At 48.7% G+C, this 16907-nt stretch carries 22 protein-coding genes; 8 read left to right on the top strand and 14 right to left on the bottom strand.

Features of this window, described 5'->3' with window-relative positions; genetic code table 11:
* Positions 1-3: 3 nt before the first annotated feature.
* From H027_RS0109415 to metE, 4 genes are all read right to left on the bottom strand, one after another.
* Positions 4-504, bottom strand: a complete 501-nt coding sequence (locus H027_RS0109415) for a GspH/FimT family pseudopilin (RefSeq protein WP_024872204.1) — start codon at positions 502-504, stop codon at positions 4-6.
* Positions 505-599: 95 nt separating this feature from the next.
* Complete coding sequence (locus H027_RS0109420; RefSeq protein ID WP_024872205.1) at positions 600-1112, bottom strand: GspH/FimT family pseudopilin; 513 nt, start codon at positions 1110-1112, stop codon at positions 600-602.
* 72 nt (positions 1113-1184) lie between these two features.
* A complete protein-coding gene (lgt, locus tag H027_RS0109425; RefSeq protein ID WP_024872206.1) occupies positions 1185-1961 on the bottom strand; it encodes a prolipoprotein diacylglyceryl transferase in 777 nt (258 codons plus the stop codon).
* A gap of 122 nt (positions 1962-2083) precedes the next feature.
* Positions 2084-4357 carry a 5-methyltetrahydropteroyltriglutamate--homocysteine S-methyltransferase gene (metE, locus tag H027_RS0109430; protein WP_024872207.1) on the bottom strand — a complete coding sequence of 758 codons (2274 nt, stop codon included), beginning with the start codon at positions 4355-4357 and terminating at the stop codon, positions 2084-2086.
* A 109-nt stretch (positions 4358-4466) separates the two neighbouring features.
* Here metE and H027_RS0109435 point away from each other — a divergent pair, with 109 nt between their 5' ends.
* Positions 4467-5342 (top strand): LysR substrate-binding domain-containing protein, encoded by an 876-nt coding sequence (locus H027_RS0109435; RefSeq protein WP_024872208.1) that lies wholly within the window; start codon positions 4467-4469, stop codon positions 5340-5342.
* Between the two features lies 1 nt (position 5343).
* Here the strand turns inward: H027_RS0109435 and H027_RS0109440 are convergent, their stop codons facing one another.
* From H027_RS0109440 to H027_RS0109485, 10 genes are all read right to left on the bottom strand, one after another.
* Entirely contained in the window at positions 5344-5619 is a 276-nt protein-coding gene (locus H027_RS0109440; protein WP_024872209.1) for an HPr family phosphocarrier protein, read from the bottom strand.
* Positions 5606-6472 (bottom strand): RNase adapter RapZ, encoded by an 867-nt coding sequence (gene rapZ / locus H027_RS0109445; RefSeq protein ID WP_024872210.1) that lies wholly within the window; start codon positions 6470-6472, stop codon positions 5606-5608. The genes H027_RS0109440 and rapZ overlap by 14 nt, the downstream gene beginning before the upstream one ends.
* Before the next feature lie 6 nt (positions 6473-6478).
* A complete protein-coding gene (gene ptsN / locus H027_RS0109450; RefSeq protein WP_024872211.1) occupies positions 6479-6925 on the bottom strand; it encodes a PTS IIA-like nitrogen regulatory protein PtsN in 447 nt (148 codons plus the stop codon).
* Between the two features lie 2 nt (positions 6926-6927).
* A complete protein-coding gene (gene hpf, locus H027_RS0109455; RefSeq protein ID WP_024872212.1) occupies positions 6928-7215 on the bottom strand; it encodes a ribosome hibernation promoting factor in 288 nt (95 codons plus the stop codon).
* A gap of 21 nt (positions 7216-7236) precedes the next feature.
* Positions 7237-8688, bottom strand: a complete 1452-nt coding sequence (locus H027_RS0109460; RefSeq protein ID WP_024872213.1) for an RNA polymerase factor sigma-54 — start codon at positions 8686-8688, stop codon at positions 7237-7239.
* A 126-nt stretch (positions 8689-8814) separates the two neighbouring features.
* Positions 8815-9540: an LPS export ABC transporter ATP-binding protein gene (gene lptB / locus H027_RS0109465; protein ID WP_024872214.1), complete on the bottom strand. Its 726-nt coding sequence runs from the start codon at positions 9538-9540 to the stop codon at positions 8815-8817.
* 4 nt (positions 9541-9544) lie between these two features.
* Positions 9545-10063, bottom strand: coding sequence for a lipopolysaccharide transport periplasmic protein LptA (gene lptA, locus H027_RS0109470; RefSeq protein WP_024872215.1), 519 nt, complete (start codon positions 10061-10063; stop codon positions 9545-9547).
* The gene (gene lptC / locus H027_RS0109475; protein WP_024872216.1) at positions 10038-10601 is read right to left on the bottom strand and encodes an LPS export ABC transporter periplasmic protein LptC; all 564 of its coding nucleotides are present in this window, start codon (positions 10599-10601) and stop codon (positions 10038-10040) included. Before lptC ends, lptA begins: the two co-directional genes overlap by 26 nt.
* Positions 10598-11155, bottom strand: a complete 558-nt coding sequence (kdsC, locus tag H027_RS0109480; RefSeq protein ID WP_024872217.1) for a 3-deoxy-manno-octulosonate-8-phosphatase KdsC — start codon at positions 11153-11155, stop codon at positions 10598-10600. The genes lptC and kdsC overlap by 4 nt, the downstream gene beginning before the upstream one ends.
* A complete protein-coding gene (locus H027_RS0109485; protein ID WP_024872218.1) occupies positions 11152-12126 on the bottom strand; it encodes a KpsF/GutQ family sugar-phosphate isomerase in 975 nt (324 codons plus the stop codon). The genes kdsC and H027_RS0109485 overlap by 4 nt, the downstream gene beginning before the upstream one ends.
* Positions 12127-12297: 171 nt before the next feature.
* Between H027_RS0109485 and mlaF the strand changes: the two genes are divergently transcribed.
* Genes mlaF through murA form a run of 7 tightly spaced genes read left to right on the top strand, consistent with a single transcriptional unit; the run spans position 12298 to position 16881 of the window.
* Complete coding sequence (mlaF, locus tag H027_RS0109490) at positions 12298-13086, top strand: phospholipid ABC transporter ATP-binding protein MlaF (protein ID WP_024872219.1); 789 nt, start codon at positions 12298-12300, stop codon at positions 13084-13086.
* A complete protein-coding gene (gene mlaE, locus H027_RS0109495; protein ID WP_024872220.1) occupies positions 13087-13866 on the top strand; it encodes a lipid asymmetry maintenance ABC transporter permease subunit MlaE in 780 nt (259 codons plus the stop codon).
* Positions 13867-13871: 5 nt separating this feature from the next.
* Positions 13872-14387 (top strand): outer membrane lipid asymmetry maintenance protein MlaD, encoded by a 516-nt coding sequence (gene mlaD / locus H027_RS0109500; protein ID WP_024872221.1) that lies wholly within the window; start codon positions 13872-13874, stop codon positions 14385-14387.
* A gap of 20 nt (positions 14388-14407) precedes the next feature.
* Positions 14408-15046, top strand: a complete 639-nt coding sequence (gene mlaC, locus H027_RS0109505; RefSeq protein WP_024872222.1) for a phospholipid-binding protein MlaC — start codon at positions 14408-14410, stop codon at positions 15044-15046.
* Positions 15043-15303, top strand: coding sequence for an STAS domain-containing protein (locus H027_RS0109510; RefSeq protein WP_024872223.1), 261 nt, complete (start codon positions 15043-15045; stop codon positions 15301-15303). The genes mlaC and H027_RS0109510 overlap by 4 nt, the downstream gene beginning before the upstream one ends.
* Before the next feature lie 13 nt (positions 15304-15316).
* The gene (ibaG, locus tag H027_RS0109515; RefSeq protein WP_024872224.1) at positions 15317-15571 is read left to right on the top strand and encodes a BolA family iron metabolism protein IbaG; all 255 of its coding nucleotides are present in this window, start codon (positions 15317-15319) and stop codon (positions 15569-15571) included.
* 50 nt (positions 15572-15621) lie between these two features.
* The gene (murA, locus tag H027_RS0109520) at positions 15622-16881 is read left to right on the top strand and encodes a UDP-N-acetylglucosamine 1-carboxyvinyltransferase (protein ID WP_024872225.1); all 1260 of its coding nucleotides are present in this window, start codon (positions 15622-15624) and stop codon (positions 16879-16881) included.
* The last annotated feature ends 26 nt before the right edge of the window (positions 16882-16907 follow it).

Raw genomic sequence — 16907 nt, forward strand, 5'->3', positions numbered from 1 at the left:
CGTTTAACACGCGGCGGATGTTTTCCTGATACGACCACTCATGGCAACAATAATGTGATAACTGTTGTTGCCATGCCTGTCACACACACTGATGGTGCCCGGCGAACCGGCCACCGAGCCATCCGGTTGAAAGACATATTCATTCCGGTTGGTTTGGATGTTTAACCGATTAGAGAAAGTCGTACTGGATAATAAGGGAATATCCGGATCTGCGTTATGTAGTGTTAAGCGGTTATCGGTGTTTTTATCAATAAATAACAGAAGATGAGTAAAACCGGCGCTGACACAGTCATTCTTTTCATTGGCTAGACAAGCAACCACACGTTGATTGATCGCAATGGCATGGCTTCTGGCTGAACTGAGGGCATTGTGAATAGAGTCTGACTGATATTGCAGATCACTGTTTGAGACAAATGCGTACAGTGCGGGTGGCGCCAAAACAGCTAATAAACTCCCGATAGTCAGAGACAGTAATAATTCCGGTAAGGTAAATCCTTTTGACATGACACACCCAGTACTGAACGATAGTAATGGGCATTGTCAAAATTTGCTGTATTGACGGGAACTGCCAAATCAGACAGAAAGGATAAGCAGCGGTATTAATGACAGGCAATATTGTCAGATTGGGTTCGGCCACTGAGGGAGACACTGAGCCGATGCCCTTCGGTGGAGGCTTGCGTATCACCGGAACAAACAGAGATAGAACCCACCGCAGAGGTTGAACCATCGGCCAGAAAGACATAACTGCCTGCATCCGGCGCTATGTTGAGCGTATGATCAAAAGCAGAGCCATTGAGGATAATGGCATCCGGATTGGCTCCTGAGGTGGTTAATACGCCATCATTATTTTTATCAACAAAGACGAGCAGATGGGTAAATCCGTTGTTTTTGCAGATGTTACTGTTGTCGGCAAAACAGACAACAACATGTTGATTGATATCAACGGCATGACTGCGGGCCGAGTGCAGGGCGTTACTGATATTGCTTGCTTCCGCATCAATGGCGTTGTTGGTGATCAGCGATGCTAAGCCGGGGGCGGCAATACTCAGTAATATGGCCCCCAATGTGATAGTGACCAGCAATTCCAGTAATGAGAAGCCTTTCGTTATCATGCGACACACCTTGCACCATGTGAACTGATGCAATTGTATCCCTCCTATTGAGGGATAGATAGCCGCTGAAATCTACGCACTTCTCATTTTTCTGCTTCGCAGCATCAGAATAATACCGGCGAAAACAAACGGTACGCTTAGCCATTGTCCCACAGTGATCAAATTGCCAGCTTCATAGGCGGCCTGCGGTGTTTTGAAAAATTCCAGAACAAACCGGGCTGAGAATACCAGTGCCAAAAATAGACCTAACAGATAACCGGGTTGTCTGATTTTTGGGGTTTTTGCCAAGGTGAACAACAAGACAAAAATGACCAAATAACAGGCCGCTTCATAAAGTTGTACTGGATGCCGTGGAATGTTATCTACCCGTTCAAATACCACCCCCCAGTTGCCATTAGTCGGATTACCCAGGATCTCTGAATTCATGAAATTACCGAGGCGGATAAAGCAACCGGTCAAGGCCGTCGGAATGGCCAGCCGATCCGCCAGCCATAAAAAGTGATTTTCTGGATGCTGACGTACGAATAACCAGATGGCCAGTAATACGCCGACGCCACCACCGTGACTGGCCAAGCCGCCTTCCCATATTTTCAGGATTTCGATGGGATGTGCCAGATAGAATTCTGGTTCGTAGATCAACGTGTGCGCGAGGCGTGCACCGACAACAGTCCCGATAAAAATATAGGTGAGGAGCTTATCCAGTTGTTCTGTCGGACGGCCCTCTTGACGATACATGCGTTGCATCAGTTGATAACCGAGCAGGAAACCTGTCGCAAAAAGAGCGCCATACCAATGGATAGCTATCGGACCGAGTTGCAGCAAAATAGGGTTTGCATTCCAGAACAACATTCTTTTTCTCGCTAGTGAAGCATCACCTTAGTTATCTTTGGCGACAGGGTAGCATGTTATCAGAGCTGCGGTGAAGCGTGATCACCGGCAGGCTCGGGCGCCTGCCGGTGATTCATGATGGTTTATTGGCGCAGTTGCTGCGCGGCCTTGACCATATTTTGCAGGGCGGCCCGCGTTTCTGGCCAACCCCGCGTTTTTAAGCCACAGTCGGGGTTGACCCACAGGCGCTCTGTGGGGATGTGCTGCTGGGCTCTTTGTAAGAGCCGGGTCATCCATTCGGTATCCGGGATATTGGGGGAGTGAATGTCATACACACCGGGTCCGATATCATTAGGGTAAGCTTGGTGATGAAAGACATCCAGCAATTCCATATCCGAACGAGAGGTTTCCAATGTGATGACATCGGCATCCAACGCAATGATTGCGGGCATGATGTCGCCAAATTCACAGTAGCACATGTGAGTATGGATTTGCGTATCATCATTGACGCCGGAGACTGCAATTTTAAACGCGTTAACGGCCCAATGAAGGTAGGCTTCCTGATCTTGCTGACGTAGTGGTAATCCTTCGCGTAGCGCCGGTTCATCGACTTGAATGATGGCTATTCCGGCTTTTTCTAAATCCAATACTTCTTGTCGCAATGCTAATGCCAACTGCAAGGCCATGGTTTCCTTTGCAATGTCTTCACGGGGAAACGACCAGCATAGCATCGTGATGGGGCCGGTCAGCATGCCTTTCATCGGTTTTTGGGTTAATGACTGGGCATATTGACTCCAGCGTACGGTCATGGTGGCAGGGCGGCTGATGTCGCCTACAATCACAGGGGGCTTGACGCAGCGTGAGCCATAGCTTTGTACCCAGCCATTTTGTGTAAAAGCATAACCGTCTAATTGTTCGCCAAAATATTCCACCATATCATTTCGCTCGGCCTCACCATGCACGAGAACGTCCAGGCCGATTTGTTCCTGCTCGCGGACCGCATAAGCAATCTCTTGTTGAATGCCTTGTTCATAAGCGGCAAGCCCGATGTTTCCTTGTCTGAATTGGCGGCGGAGTTCGCGAATTTCCTTGGTCTGCGGAAAGGAACCTATGGTGGTGGTTGGCCAGGCGGGCAGTTGCAAGCGAGCACGTTGTTTCGTCACGCGTTGTGCATATCCGGTACTGCGCTCAGCGTCTGCGGGACGGATGGCGGCGGTTGCGATTTGTACGGCCTGATTTTGAACCCGGGTTGATGATTGACGTTGTAATAACGGCGCACTATAGGCCTTGAGCGTTAATATTTTTTGATCGTCCGGTTCTCTGAGTGCGCGCTGTAACAGATGAAGTTCAATACATTTTTGTCTGGCAAATGCGAACCAGCTTTTCGTTTCGGCATCCAACCGGGTTTCGGCATTGAGATCGATCGGGCAGTGTAATAATGAACATGAAGTGCCTATCCAGAAATCAGGTCGTTGCTGTTTTATGGATGATAACTGGCTATAAAGCGCATCGAGATCAGCTCGCCAGATGTTGCGCCCGTTAATCAGACCCAGTGAAAGCTGCCAATGTGCAGGCAGTGCTGCAATGAGCTTGTCTAAGTCATGCGGACTTGCAGTTGCATCCAGATGGATGCCATCGATCGCCAATTCAGGCAACCAGCCCAACTGATGTGTCACACTACCGAAGTAGGTGGTCAACAAGAGCTTGCTCTTGCCCTGTCTCAGTTGTGAATATGCCGACAGATAAGCCTGTTGCCATTCAACGGGTAGATCTAAGGCTAAAATAGGCTCGTCGATTTGTATCCATTCCACTTGTCGTTCTGAGAGTTTATGTAATATCTGCTGATACACAGCTAACAACTGGGGCAACAGAGAAAGTTTATTGAATTCACTACCTTTGTTTTTCCCTAGCCAGAGATAGCTGAGTGGCCCCAGCAGCACGGGTTTGGCCTGATATCCTGCCGCGAGAGCTTCATCCAGTTCGTCAAATAACTGCGTCCAGCCGAGGTGGAAATCCTGTCCGGCGTGAAATTCAGGAACCAAATAATGATAGTTGGTATTAAACCATTTACTCATTTCAGCTGCCGGAACGGCTTGACCTGTGGGCGCTTTTCCTCGAGCGATCCGGAATAACGTGTCTAAGTTAATTTCGCCCTGTAATTCTGCGTGGCGGGCAGGAACATTGCCAACCATCAGGCTGGTGGCCAGTATATGATCATACCAGGCAAAGTCACCAACCGGGATAAGGTCAATTCCGGACTCCTGTTGCCATTGCCAATGCCGTAAACGAAGTGCTTTGCCGACGTTGATGAGTTCAGCCTGCGTTATTTTTTCAGCCCAATAAGCTTCCAAAGCTGTTTTCAACTCACGATGTATGCCGATGCGGGGAAAACCCAGGGTATGTGTTGTGTAACGCATAATCACTCCAAATAGATGTTTAGATGGCTAGATGTTTACACATCCATATTTGCGCGTTACCTTAATGGATACCAGTGCATTTATTGCATGCAGAACTTGCAGGATCCTCATGTTTGAACTGAAACATCTTCGATCGTTACTGACGTTAAAACAAAATGGTTCGCTAGCGGCGGCGTCGGCGGTGTTAAATCTGAGTCAGTCGGCGTTATCGCATCAATTCACCGAATTGGAAGGGCGCATTGGCGGCCCGTTATTTTTACGCAAAAGTAAACCCATCGTTTTTACTGCTGACGGAATCAGACTAGTGACCTTGGCCGAAGCGATATTACCGCAGGTGGATGATGTACAACGGTATTTGCAACGAGAACAGCATCCGGTTCAACTGCGCTTGAATATTGAATGCCACAGTTGTATTCGTTGGCTTACCCCTGCACTGCATACGTTGCAAGATCGGTTTCCCAATCTGGAATGGATCTTTGCCAATCAGCTGGATTTTTCTCCGCAGCAGAGTTTGCTGCAAGGGGAGTTGGATATGGTGCTGACGGCGGATGTATTACCTGAAGCCGGTATTTTTTATGCGCCGTTGTTTGATTTTGAGATGCGATTGGTTATTCCAGCGACACATGCCTTAGCGGCAAAAGCCGTGATAGAACCGGAAGATTTGTGTCATGACGTCTTGCTTTCATATCCGGTGTCGCCACAGCGGCTGGATGTGATCAAACATTTCATGGCGCCCGCAAGCGTGAGCCCGAAGCAGATCAAAACAGTGGATAATACGCTCATGTTAATACAGATGGTGGCTGCAGGGTGGGGGATTGCCGTGTTACCGGATTGGGTTTGTCAGGAGTTTGAACCACCGGCGCTGATTGTATCCCGATCACTCGGACATGGACTATGGCGTCGTTTACATGCTGCGGTCCGAGTGGGCGAACGACAGCAACCGGCTATCAGTAGATTAATACAAGCACTGACCCGTCTTTCATAGGTCATTCATTTTCATCGAATCGGGTTTCAAACAAATGCTGAACCGCTTCCATGACCTCAATTGCCTCTGGTCCATCACAGATCACGCGGATCGTTTCTCCCTGTGCTGCTTCCAGCATCAGCAAGCCGACGACACTATCAGCACTGGCCTGTTTTTCTCCATTGCAGAGCGTGATCTTGGCTTTGAAATTAGCGACTAATTGCACCAATTTTATGGCGGCCCGCGCGTGTAATCCCAGCTTATTGATCACGGCGACTCGTTGTTCAACGCGAGGCATGAGACTTCTCCAGCGTACGGTGACGACGTTGTACGGTTTTTCCCAGCACCAAAAAATGGTTCGCCAGTTGTTCGGCAATAAACACCGAGCGATGTTGACCGCCAGTACAACCAATGGCGACGGTGACATAGCTCCGGTTATTGCGTTCCAGTTGCGGTAGCCAGGTTTCCAGCAAACTGATCAACTGATTGATGTATTTGACCACATCAGGTTGCGAATGCAGATAACGCTGCACAGGCTCATCCAATCCGGTGAGTGGCTTGAGCTCTGCAATCCAATGCGGATTTGGCAAAAACCGTGCGTCAAAGACAAAATCTGCATCTTTGGCGATGCCGTGCTTGAAGCCGAAAGACTCAAACACCATCACTAATTCATGTTCTTTTTTCCCGAGCACCCGTTCGCGGATTTGTTCACTGAGGTCATGAATACTTAGATGGCTGGTATCAATACGCAGATCGGCGAGCGATGATAATGGGGATAATAAATTGGTTTCCTGACGGATCGCCTGTTCTAACGTTAACTGTTGCCGAGACAAGGGGTGCAGTCGACGACTTTCGCCATAACGCTTTAACAAGGTTGCATTATCGGCATCAAAGAAAAAGCTGGAAAATTGCAGATCCCGATGCTGTCTGATGGCATCCAGGATAGAAACCAACTCATCGGCATTGGCTGGTAGGTTGCGAACATCGATACTCACCGCGATTTGATCGTATTTCCCTCGTAGCTCTGCCACCAACTGAAATAACAGCGAAACCGGCAAATTATCTACGCAGTAATAACCCAGATCTTCCAGAACCCGCAGGGCAACGGTTTTCCCTGAGCCAGAGCGACCACTAACCACGATGAGTTTCATCGATCATCATCCATTGATCATTTGTTGATAAAGCGCTTCGTCGGATTCGGCTAGCCGTAATTGACGACAGAAGTTTTTATCGTTGAATTTTTCTGCCACCAGCGCCAGTGTTTTCAGATGCATTTTACACTCGCTTTCTGGCACTAACATGGCAAACAAAAGATCCACGGGTTGATTGTCTATGGCATCGAAAGGGATCGGTTGTTCCAGCGTCAGGAGTATCCCAGTGACAGGATAACCATCGGGGATTCTGCCGTGCGGAATGGCAATCGCTCCGCCGATACCGGTCGTTCCCATTTTTTCCCGAGCTTGCAGACTGTCGAAGATCTTTTGTTCGTCGAGTCCTAGTTTGGGGGCGGCTAATTCGCTGATGATTTCCAGCACACGTTTTTTGCTGCTGCATGGGACTGCACTTTTCGTGCAGTCCGCAGACAAGATTTCAGAAATTAACATGATCACTTGCTAGATAGTTTTTCTTTGTATTTGATGATCTGACGATCCAGTTTATCCATCAGAGCATCAATGGCGGCATACAGACTGTCATCTTCGGCATTGGCAAAAATCTCACCACCATTGACATTCAGTTTCGCTTCCGCGATTTGTTTCAGTTTTTCTACAGATAAGATCACTTGAACGTTGTTGATGTGCTCGAAGTGACGTTCTAAACGGGCAAATTTAGTTGTGACATAATCACGCAATGCATCAGTTAACTCGATATGGTGACCTGACAGGTTGATTTGCATAACGTCTTCCTTATTGTTGGCCTACAGCAGGCGTTTGCGTTGGCTTGATGGTGGTATGGACAACGATTCGCGGTATTTTGCGATCGTTCTTCGTGCCACCATAATGCCTTGTTCAGTCAGCAAGTCTGCGATCTTGCTGTCGCTTAACGGTTTGGCCGGGTTTTCTGCCGCGACCAGTTTTTTTATTAAGGCTCTGATCGCGGTCGAAGAACACTCGCCGCCGCTCTCAGTATTAACATGACTAGAGAAAAAATACTTCAGTTCAAAGATGCCACGAGGCGTGTGCATGTATTTTTGTGTAGTAACTCGCGAAATTGTCGATTCGTGCATCTCCACTTCCTCGGCAACATCATTCAAAACCATCGGCTTCATTGCCTCTTCGCCATACTCAAAGAAGTCCTGTTGCTGTTGTACAATACAGTTGGCTACTTTCAGAAGTGTTTCATTCCGGCTTTCTAAGCTCTTGATAAACCACTTGGCTTCTTGCAAATGAGAACGGATGAACTGGCTGTCGCTGCTGTTACGGGCATGGCGTGCCATCGAGGCATAGGTTTCATTGATACGAATTTTGGGCATCGCATCCGGATTTAATTCCACCACCCAGCGCCCATTTTTCTTCAGCACGGCAACATCAGGAATGACATAACTGGATTCGCTCGGCATGACACGACTGCCGGGACGCGGCTCCAACGTCTGGATCAGTTGCAGAATTTCTTTCAGGTCAGTTTCTTTCAACTGGAGTTTGCGGGCCAGATTCCGGTAATCGCGCGCACCCAGTAGATCCATGTGATCTTTGATGGCCTGACGGGCTTCATTCAACCAGGGTGTTTCTGGTACGAACTGATTGAGCTGGATTAACAAACACTCCTGTACCGAACGGGCGGCCACTCCGATGGGATCAAAATGCTGGATCCGTTTTAACACGGCTTCAATTTCATCCATCTCCACGGGGTCTTCATCCGTTGTGACGGCTTGCTGGATCTCTTCCAGTGTGGCGCTGAGATAGCCGGATTCATCGATACTATCAATGATCGTGAGCGCAATGGCGGCATCTTGATCACTGAACGGGGTTAGGCGCATCTGCCACAAGAGATAGTCTTGTAAGGTTTCCGATGTTTCACCCTGATAAATGGATTCATCATCACTGTTCATCAGTCCACTGGAGGGGGCGGAGCCAGCAGCGGTATAAACCTCATCCCAGGTGGTATCCATGGGCAGTTCCTCAGGCATGTTTTCTTGTGCCTGAGCCATCTCTTCGCTGCTATCCGGCGGAGTGAAATCTTCATCATCAGGAAGTTCCGGCGTAGCAATATCTGATTCATCCTCTTGTTCCAATAAAGGATTGGCATCAATGGCTTGCTGGATTTCCTGCTGTAGTTCCAAAGTGGACAGTTGCAGCAGACGAATCGCTTGTTGCAATTGTGGGGTCATGGCAAGTTGTTGGCCAAGACGCAACTGTAAGGTCGGCTTCATCTACGGGATTTGTCCTTAGTCTCTAATTTCCATATCGGCGCTTGTAGTCAGCCGGTTGGCTGAAACGATCAATCTACAAGCTGTCCGTGAGTTAATTATGGCTGATAATCGCCATTGACACACTGTTTACAGGGTAAATCCTTCACCGAGGTAAACTTGTTTCACATGCTCATTTTGCAGGATCTCTGCCGGTGTGCCTTCAGCAATCAGGTTTCCATGGCTGACAATATAGGCTTTTTCGCAGACATCCAACGTTTCACGCACGTTATGATCGGTAATTAATACACCGAGACCGCGATCACGTAAATGCTCAATGATGCGTTTAATGTCGATCACGGAAATAGGATCAACACCTGCAAACGGCTCATCCAGCAGAATAAAGCGGGGCTCTACGGCCAAGGCCCGCGCTATTTCTACCCGGCGGCGTTCCCCTCCGGAGAGACTCATACCTGTGTTTTTCCGAATATGACCGATATGAAATTCTTCCAGCAAGGCTTCCATTTTTTCTTTTTGCTCCGCCCGGGTCAGTTCGCCGCGCAGTTGTAAGACGCCAAGTAAGTTCTCTTCCACCGTCAGGCGGCGAAAAATGGAGGCTTCCTGTGGAAGATAGCCAATACCATGACGTGCACGCTGATGCATGGGCATGGACGTGATGTTTTGTTCATCAATGGTGACGGTTCCACCATCTTGCGGTACCAGTCCGACAATCATATAAAAAGAGGTGGTTTTGCCTGCACCATTTGGCCCTAACAGGCCTACGACCTGCCCGGTCGCCACCTGGAGACTGACATTTTGAACCACTTGTCGGCCTTTATAACTTTTCTTCAGACCGCTTGCTTGCAAAAGAGCCATAAATTTATTGTTTGCCTGCTTTGTTAAATTCGTCAATTTCCTGTGGTAGGAAAATGGTTTTTACGCGAGAACCTTTGCCACTGCTCTGTGCAACCATCTGTTGCTTCTGGATGTCATAGCGGATCACATCGCCGTTCACTTGATTATCATCCTGTTTCAGCTCGGCTTTTCCCGTTAAGGTGACCAAGCGATCTTTGAGTTGATAGCGCAGTTCGTTGGCACTGGCATTGACTGGTTTGCCATTATCCAGGATTTGGAAAAATGTCGCCGGATAGCCGGTGGCAATCATTTCATCATTGCCTTTTTCATGACGTAATACCACGACTTTATCGGCATGGATAATGATAGACCCCTGAGTGATCTTGACGTCTTGAAGAAAGGTCACTTTGTTGGCATTCAATTCGGCCTGCTGGCTGACCGAGTCAACCGTCACAGGTTGCTGATAATCGGATTGTTTCGCAAAAGCGCTGGCCGAGAACAGCAGCATCAATCCAAAACTAACGTGGCTTAAAGTAAGTCGCATGTCCTTGGTCCAGAATTTGGTAGCGTTTGTTATTCAAATCAGCATGTAAGCCGACACCTTGTACATGATAATCCGGGCTGTCAATAGTAATGGGCTTGTCGCTCGTTATCTGATGTTTATTAATGTCCATTTCCAGATACGAGGTTTGCATACGATCAACATCTATTGCCGGATTATGATTTTTGATCAATACGTTATCGTGCAAAATCAAGCGATCGTTACTGAAAAGCTGGCCGCTGTTGGCGGAAATATTCCAGGCTTTTTGACCATCAGGATCAAATGTCTGTAATACCGGGTGTGTGGTCTTGGTCATTTTATCTTGCTGATAATAAAAAGCCTGATCTGCAGTAAAAATATCGGTTAACTTCCCATCTGCTGAGTAGCGCTGGTTATGAAGTTTGGTCGCAGTAAAACTGGGTAAAGAAAGATCTTGTTTCTGCAATTGAGCATTCTGATTATCGCGCTGCGAAGACCATTGCCAAGCCAGCAGAGAGGCTAAAAACAGGAAAAACATCAGTAGCGTTTGCCGGCTGATCATATTGACATTCCCTGGGCCGAGTCGAACAAACCCTGAGCAAGCAGAATCAGATCGCATACTTCCCGCACAGCGCCTTCACCCCCACGGGTATGGGTCACCCAGTCTGCCTTCTGTCGTACCAGCGGGTGCGCATTGGCGACCGCAATACCGAGTGCAGCATTGTTCATGACGGGCAAATCAATGACGTCATCCCCGATATAGGCAGCTTGCGAGGCAGAAAGTTCCAGTTTATCTAACAGATCTTCAAAGGCCGGCAATTTGTTACCCTGACCTTGATAGATATGCTGGACACCGAGCGCCTGCATGCGGCGCTGCACGATGTTGGAATTACGACCAGTAATGACTGCCACATCGATACCGGCATTGAGCAAGGCTTTGATGCCGAAACCATCATGGGTATGAAACGTTTTCAGCTCTTCGCCGTCGTTGCCCATATAGATCAGTCCATCTGACAAGACGCCATCGACATCGCAAACCAACAGACGAATATCAGCCGCCAGTGTCATAACGTGCTTTTCTACAGGGCCATAACAGGTCGTTATTAACTCGCTCATACTACACCGGCTTTGAGGACATCATGCATATTAAAAGCACCGATAGGATGGCGTTGTTTATCCAGCACAATCAGTGCGTTGATTTTTCTTTCCTGCATCAGTTTAACCGATTGGGCCACCAGCATTTCGGCTGGCACGGTGATGCAATTGACCGTCATGACTTTGGTGATCGGGGTGGTATGGATATCAAGCTGCTGATCCAGTATGCGACGTAAATCGCCATCAGTGAAAATACCGGCCAGGGTTCCGGCATTATCCAGAATGGCAGTCATGCCAAGGCCTTTACGACTCATTTCGAGTAAGGCATCACTCACCGTCGCCTGATCGGAGACCGCGGGTATCAGTTCGCCCTGATGCATAATATCGGCGTTGCGTAATAGCAGTTTTCGACCCAGCGCTCCGCCTGGGTGCGACATGGCGAAGTCATCGGCGGTGAACCCTCGGGCTTCCAGCAACGATACAGCCAGCGCATCGCCGAGCACTAACGTAGCGGTGGTGCTGGAGGTAGGTGCGAGTCCTAATGAGCAGGCTTCTTGTTCCACATGCAGGCAAAGATGAATATCCGCCTCTTTGGCCATGGTGGAATCAGGACGGCTGGTCATGCAGATTAGCGGGATCCCCCAGCGCTTGATCACAGGCAGGACGGCCATAATCTCATTGCTTTCACCAGAGTTGGAAATGGCAATGACAATGTCATTGGCACTCAGCATGCCAAGATCACCGTGGCTGGCTTCGCCTGGGTGGATAAAAAAGGACGGCGTGCCGGTACTGGCAAAACTCGCGGCCATTTTACGGGCAATGTGGCCTGATTTACCCATTCCCATCACCACGACTTTACCGCGACACTCAAAGAGCATCTGACAAGCCTGACTGAATTGTTCATCCAGCGTTTGAAAAAGCCCTTCTATCGCTTGCAACTCCAAGCGTAAAACCCGTTGTGCGGACTGGCGGAAATCAAAATTGGTTGTCATCAACGATCCTCTGAGCGTATTGCGCAATAGCCTATTATATGAAAACCTCAGCGCATAAGCGATAACGGCTCTTTTTTTGCTTTAAAACAGTATCAATAGATACCAGTTTAATTGGCTACGGCATTTTGCAGCATATACAATGGGCGCCAGACGTTTGTCAGTGGAGGTTACGTGAGCAATTCGTTGATCCAGATCCAAAACTTAAGTTTCAGTCATGGAGAGCGGTTGATTTACGACAATATCAGTCTGGAGATACCCAAAGGCAAAATTACGGCATTCATGGGCCCCAGTGGTATTGGTAAAACGACGCTGTTACGGTTGATCGGTGGACAGATCAAGCCGGATCAAGGAAAGATCCTCTTTGATGGGAATGATATTCCGCAGTTAAAGCGGGGTGATCTTTATGCGATCCGCAAACGTATGAGCATGTTGTTTCAAAGCGGTGCGCTATTCAGTGGGATCAGTGTCTTTGATAACGTAGCATACCCGTTGCGTGAACATACCCACTTACCCGAGGAGATTATCCGCACTCTGGTGCTGATGAAACTGGAATCGGTCGGGTTGCGTGGTGCCGCGAATTTGATGCCTGCGCAGCTTTCTGGCGGTATGGCGCGTCGTGCGGCGTTGGCGCGGGCCATTGCGTTGGATCCTGAGCTGATCATGTATGATGAACCGTTTGCCGGACAGGACCCGATCACCATGGGGGTTCTGGTGAAATTGATCCGGGAGCTTAATCAATCGCTGGGGATCACGTCGGTGATTGTTTCGCATGATGTGGCTGAAGTGATGAGCATTGCCGATCATGTGTATTTGATTGCGAATCATCGGATCGTCGCACAGGGTTCTCCGGAAGAATTACGGCGTGAAGGTAATCCGGAAGTTGTGCAGTTCGTGCAGGGGTTACCGGATGGCCCGGTTCCATTTCATTATCCAGCCGTTGAATTGTTACAGGAATTGTAGATGTTGGTGGATTTTATCAGCCGTCTTGGACGGCGGGGCATCCAGAGCCTGAACACGATCGGACGAGCCGGGATCATGCTGTATCAGGCATTGATCGGACGACCCGAGCCGAGAAAACATTTTCCACTACTGATCCAGCAGCTTTATGTTGTTGGCGTTGAATCGGTGTTGATTATTTTGGTTTCCGGTTTGTTTATCGGTATGGTGCTCGGTTTGCAAGGTTACCGAGTCTTAGTGGATTTCGGTGCAGAAGCATCACTGGGGCCGTTAGTGGCACTGTCATTGTTACGAGAGCTGGGCCCTGTGGTGACGGCGTTATTATTTGCAGGTCGTGCCGGTTCAGCCTTGACAGCCGAAATCGGGTTAATGAAAGCGACAGAGCAACTCAGCAGTCTGGAAATGATGGCGGTCGACCCTTTGCGTCGCATTATTTCACCACGATTCTGGGCTGGCGCAATCAGCCTGCCGCTGTTATCCCTGATGTTTTGTTTCATTGGTATCATTGGGGGCAAATTGGTCGGGGTTGACTGGTTGGGGGCTGATGACGGTGGTTTCTGGTCATCCATGCAAGCTTCTGTGGACTGGAACAAGGATATTGTTCAGGGCATTTATAAAGCCATTGTTTTTGCATTGGCTGTCACATGGGTCGCACTGTTTAATGGTTATGACAGTCAGCCCACGGCAGCAGGGATCAGTCAGGCAACCACTCGTACCGTGGTTCATGCCTCATTGCTGGTATTAGGATTGGATTTTTTAATGACAGCCGTCATGTTCAGGTGAGCGCAATGAAGTTCAGTAAAATTGAGTTTCTGGTTGGATGTTTCATGCTGGCAGGTATTTTTGCCGGTGTGATGTTGGCCCTCAAAGTGGCCGGGCTGAGTTTTAGTAGCCAGGGGGATAGCTACGCGGTATATGCCAGTTTTGATAATATCGGCAGCCTTAAGGTGCGGGCACCGGTCAAAATTGGGGGGGTGGTGATTGGACGGGTTTCTAATATTTCAATTGATGTTAAAAACTTCACCCCTAAAGTGGAAATGCAGATCGAAAGCCGTTACAACCAATTGTCTGATACAAGCACCGCCGCCATTCGGACTTCAGGTCTATTAGGTGAACAATATATTGCTATTACGCCTGGATTTTCTGATGCCGACATGGGTACTGCTATGTTGAAAAACGGGGATTCCATTACCGACACCAAATCGGCATTAGTGCTGGAAGATTTGATCGGCAAGTTCGTCTATGGACAAGCAAATGGTAAGTCTGCTGAGCCGACCTCGGCAGCGAAAAGTACCAATCACTAAAAAATATTAGGAGTCACGCAATGTTTAAGTGGGTAAGTCGTTGGGTTGTCTGGTTATTCCTGCTGGTATCAGCGCAGGCATTTGCGATCAATGCGCAAGATCCATACTCGCTGGTTAAAGACGCTGCTGGAAAAACGTTTTTGCGGTTGGAACAAGATGCACCACAAGTCAAAAAGGATCCGAACTACCTGCGCACTATTGTTCGTGAGGAGTTGATGCCTTATGTCGATAACAAGTTTGCTGCCTATAAGGTCATTGGTGCAGAACTGAAAAACACCACACCAGAACAACGGGATCGGTTTGTTAAGGCATTCACTGACTATATTGTGGCTACCTATGCCGATGCATTAGGGAAATACGATAAACAGACGATTCAGGTCGAATCCAGCCAGCCTGTTGATGATAAAAAAGAAGTGTCAGTGAAGGTGACCGTTATTGACCCGAGTAAGCCTGAAATTAACGTAGTATTCCAACTGCGGAAAAACAGTCGCACCGGGGAATGGAAAGTATTCGACATGGTTGCGGAAGGAGTCAGTCTGCTGTCGTCAAAACAATCAGAACTGGGTGGTTCAATTCGACAGAAAGGGATCGACAGTGTGAGTTCTATGCTGGAACAACATAACCTGAAACCAGCAACATTACAGAGTAAACAGTCATGAAGCTGACAGGCAGTCTGAATGCTGAACAAGTGACACAATTATGGGCGGAACGGGCAACCCTGTTCCGCCAGAACATGGTTGATCTTGGTACAGCAACGAAGATTGATTCTGCCGGAGTGGCTTTTTTGGTGAAGTGGGCTCAGGCTTGTCAGGCTGATAATCAGCGCCTTTCTATTACCGGCGCGTCACCCGAATTAGTGCGGTTGCTCGCTTTATATGGCGTCAGCACACTGTTCGATCTGGTATCACCGCAATAAACGAGAAATTATTATGCATCCAACCGAGATTGAGAGTATTCTTCGGGCCGCTCTCGCGCTGGACGAGTTACATGTACAGGGTGACAATGGTCACTATCAAGTTATTGCCGTTTCCTCCCTGTTTGCCGGTATGAGCCGGGTGAAAAAACAGCAGACTATTTATGCTCCGCTGACGGAACATATTGCCAGCAATGCCATCCATGCCCTGAGTATCAAAGCGTTTACACCTGAAGAGTGGCAACGCGATCGGAAACTGAACGGTTTTTAAGTCAGCGCGGATCACCGCGCTATGAAATCTAATGTTGAGAAATCGTCACTATGGATAAATTTCGTGTGCAGGGGCCAACCCAGCTCACCGGTGAGGTTATTATTTCCGGTGCCAAAAATGCTGCTCTGCCCATTCTTTTTGCTGCGTTACTCGCAGAAAAACCAGTAGAAATCCAGAACGTACCTAAATTACGTGATATTGATACGACCATGAAACTGCTGAGTCAGTTAGGGGCTCGTGTCGAACGCAACGGTTCCGTGCATGTGGATGCCGGCCCGGTTAATGTATTTTGTGCTCCGTATGAACTGGTAAAAACCATGAGAGCTTCGATCTGGGCATTAGGGCCACTGGTGGCCCGTTTTGGTCAGGGACAAGTCTCCTTACCGGGCGGTTGTGCTATCGGTGCGCGTCCGGTGGATTTGCATATTCATGGCTTGGAGCAGCTGGGTGCCAAAATCACCCTTGAGGAAGGCTACGTTAAAGCCAGCGTCGACGGTCGTCTGAAAGGCGCGCATATCGTTATGGATAAGGTGAGTGTTGGCGCAACCGTGACAATCATGTGTGCTGCAACGCTGGCTGAAGGTAAGACCGTCATTGAAAATGCGGCTCGTGAACCTGAAATCGTCGATACAGCGAATTTCCTGAACACACTGGGTGCAAAAATCAGCGGTGCTGGTACAGACAAGATTATTATTGAGGGTGTGGAACGCTTAGGTGGCGGTGTCTATCGCGTGCTGCCCGATCGTATTGAGACGGGCACCTTCCTGATTGCTGCGGCTGTGACCGGTGGTAAAATCGTCTGCCGCAATACCCGTCCTGATACACTGGATGCCGTGCTGGCCAAATTGACAGAGGCGGGAGCCGATATCGATGTGGGTGACGATTGGATCAGTCTGGACATGCACGGTCGTCGTCCCAAGGCTGTCAATATTCGCACAGCACCCCATCCAGGGTTTCCAACCGATATGCAAGCTCAGTTCAGCCTGCTGAATATGGTGGCAGAGGGAACCGGGGTGATCACGGAAACCATCTTTGAAAACCGCTTCATGCATATTCCTGAACTCATTCGTATGGGCGGTCATGCAGAAATCGAGAGCAATACCGTGATTTGTCATGGTGTTGAGCGTTTATCGGGGGCTCAGGTGATGGCCACTGATCTACGAGCGTCAGCCAGTCTGGTTTTGGCTGGTTTTGTTGCGCAAGGTACGACGATGGTTGATCGTATTTACCATATCGATCGCGGTTACGAGCACATCGAAGAAAAATTGCGTGCGCTGGGTGGACAGATCGAGCGGATAAAGGCCGAATAATATCACTGGCGTAAATGATAAAAGGC

It is taken from the genome of Tolumonas lignilytica, assembly GCF_000527035.1.
Classification (GTDB): Bacteria; Pseudomonadota; Gammaproteobacteria; order Enterobacterales; family Aeromonadaceae; genus Tolumonas; species Tolumonas lignilytica.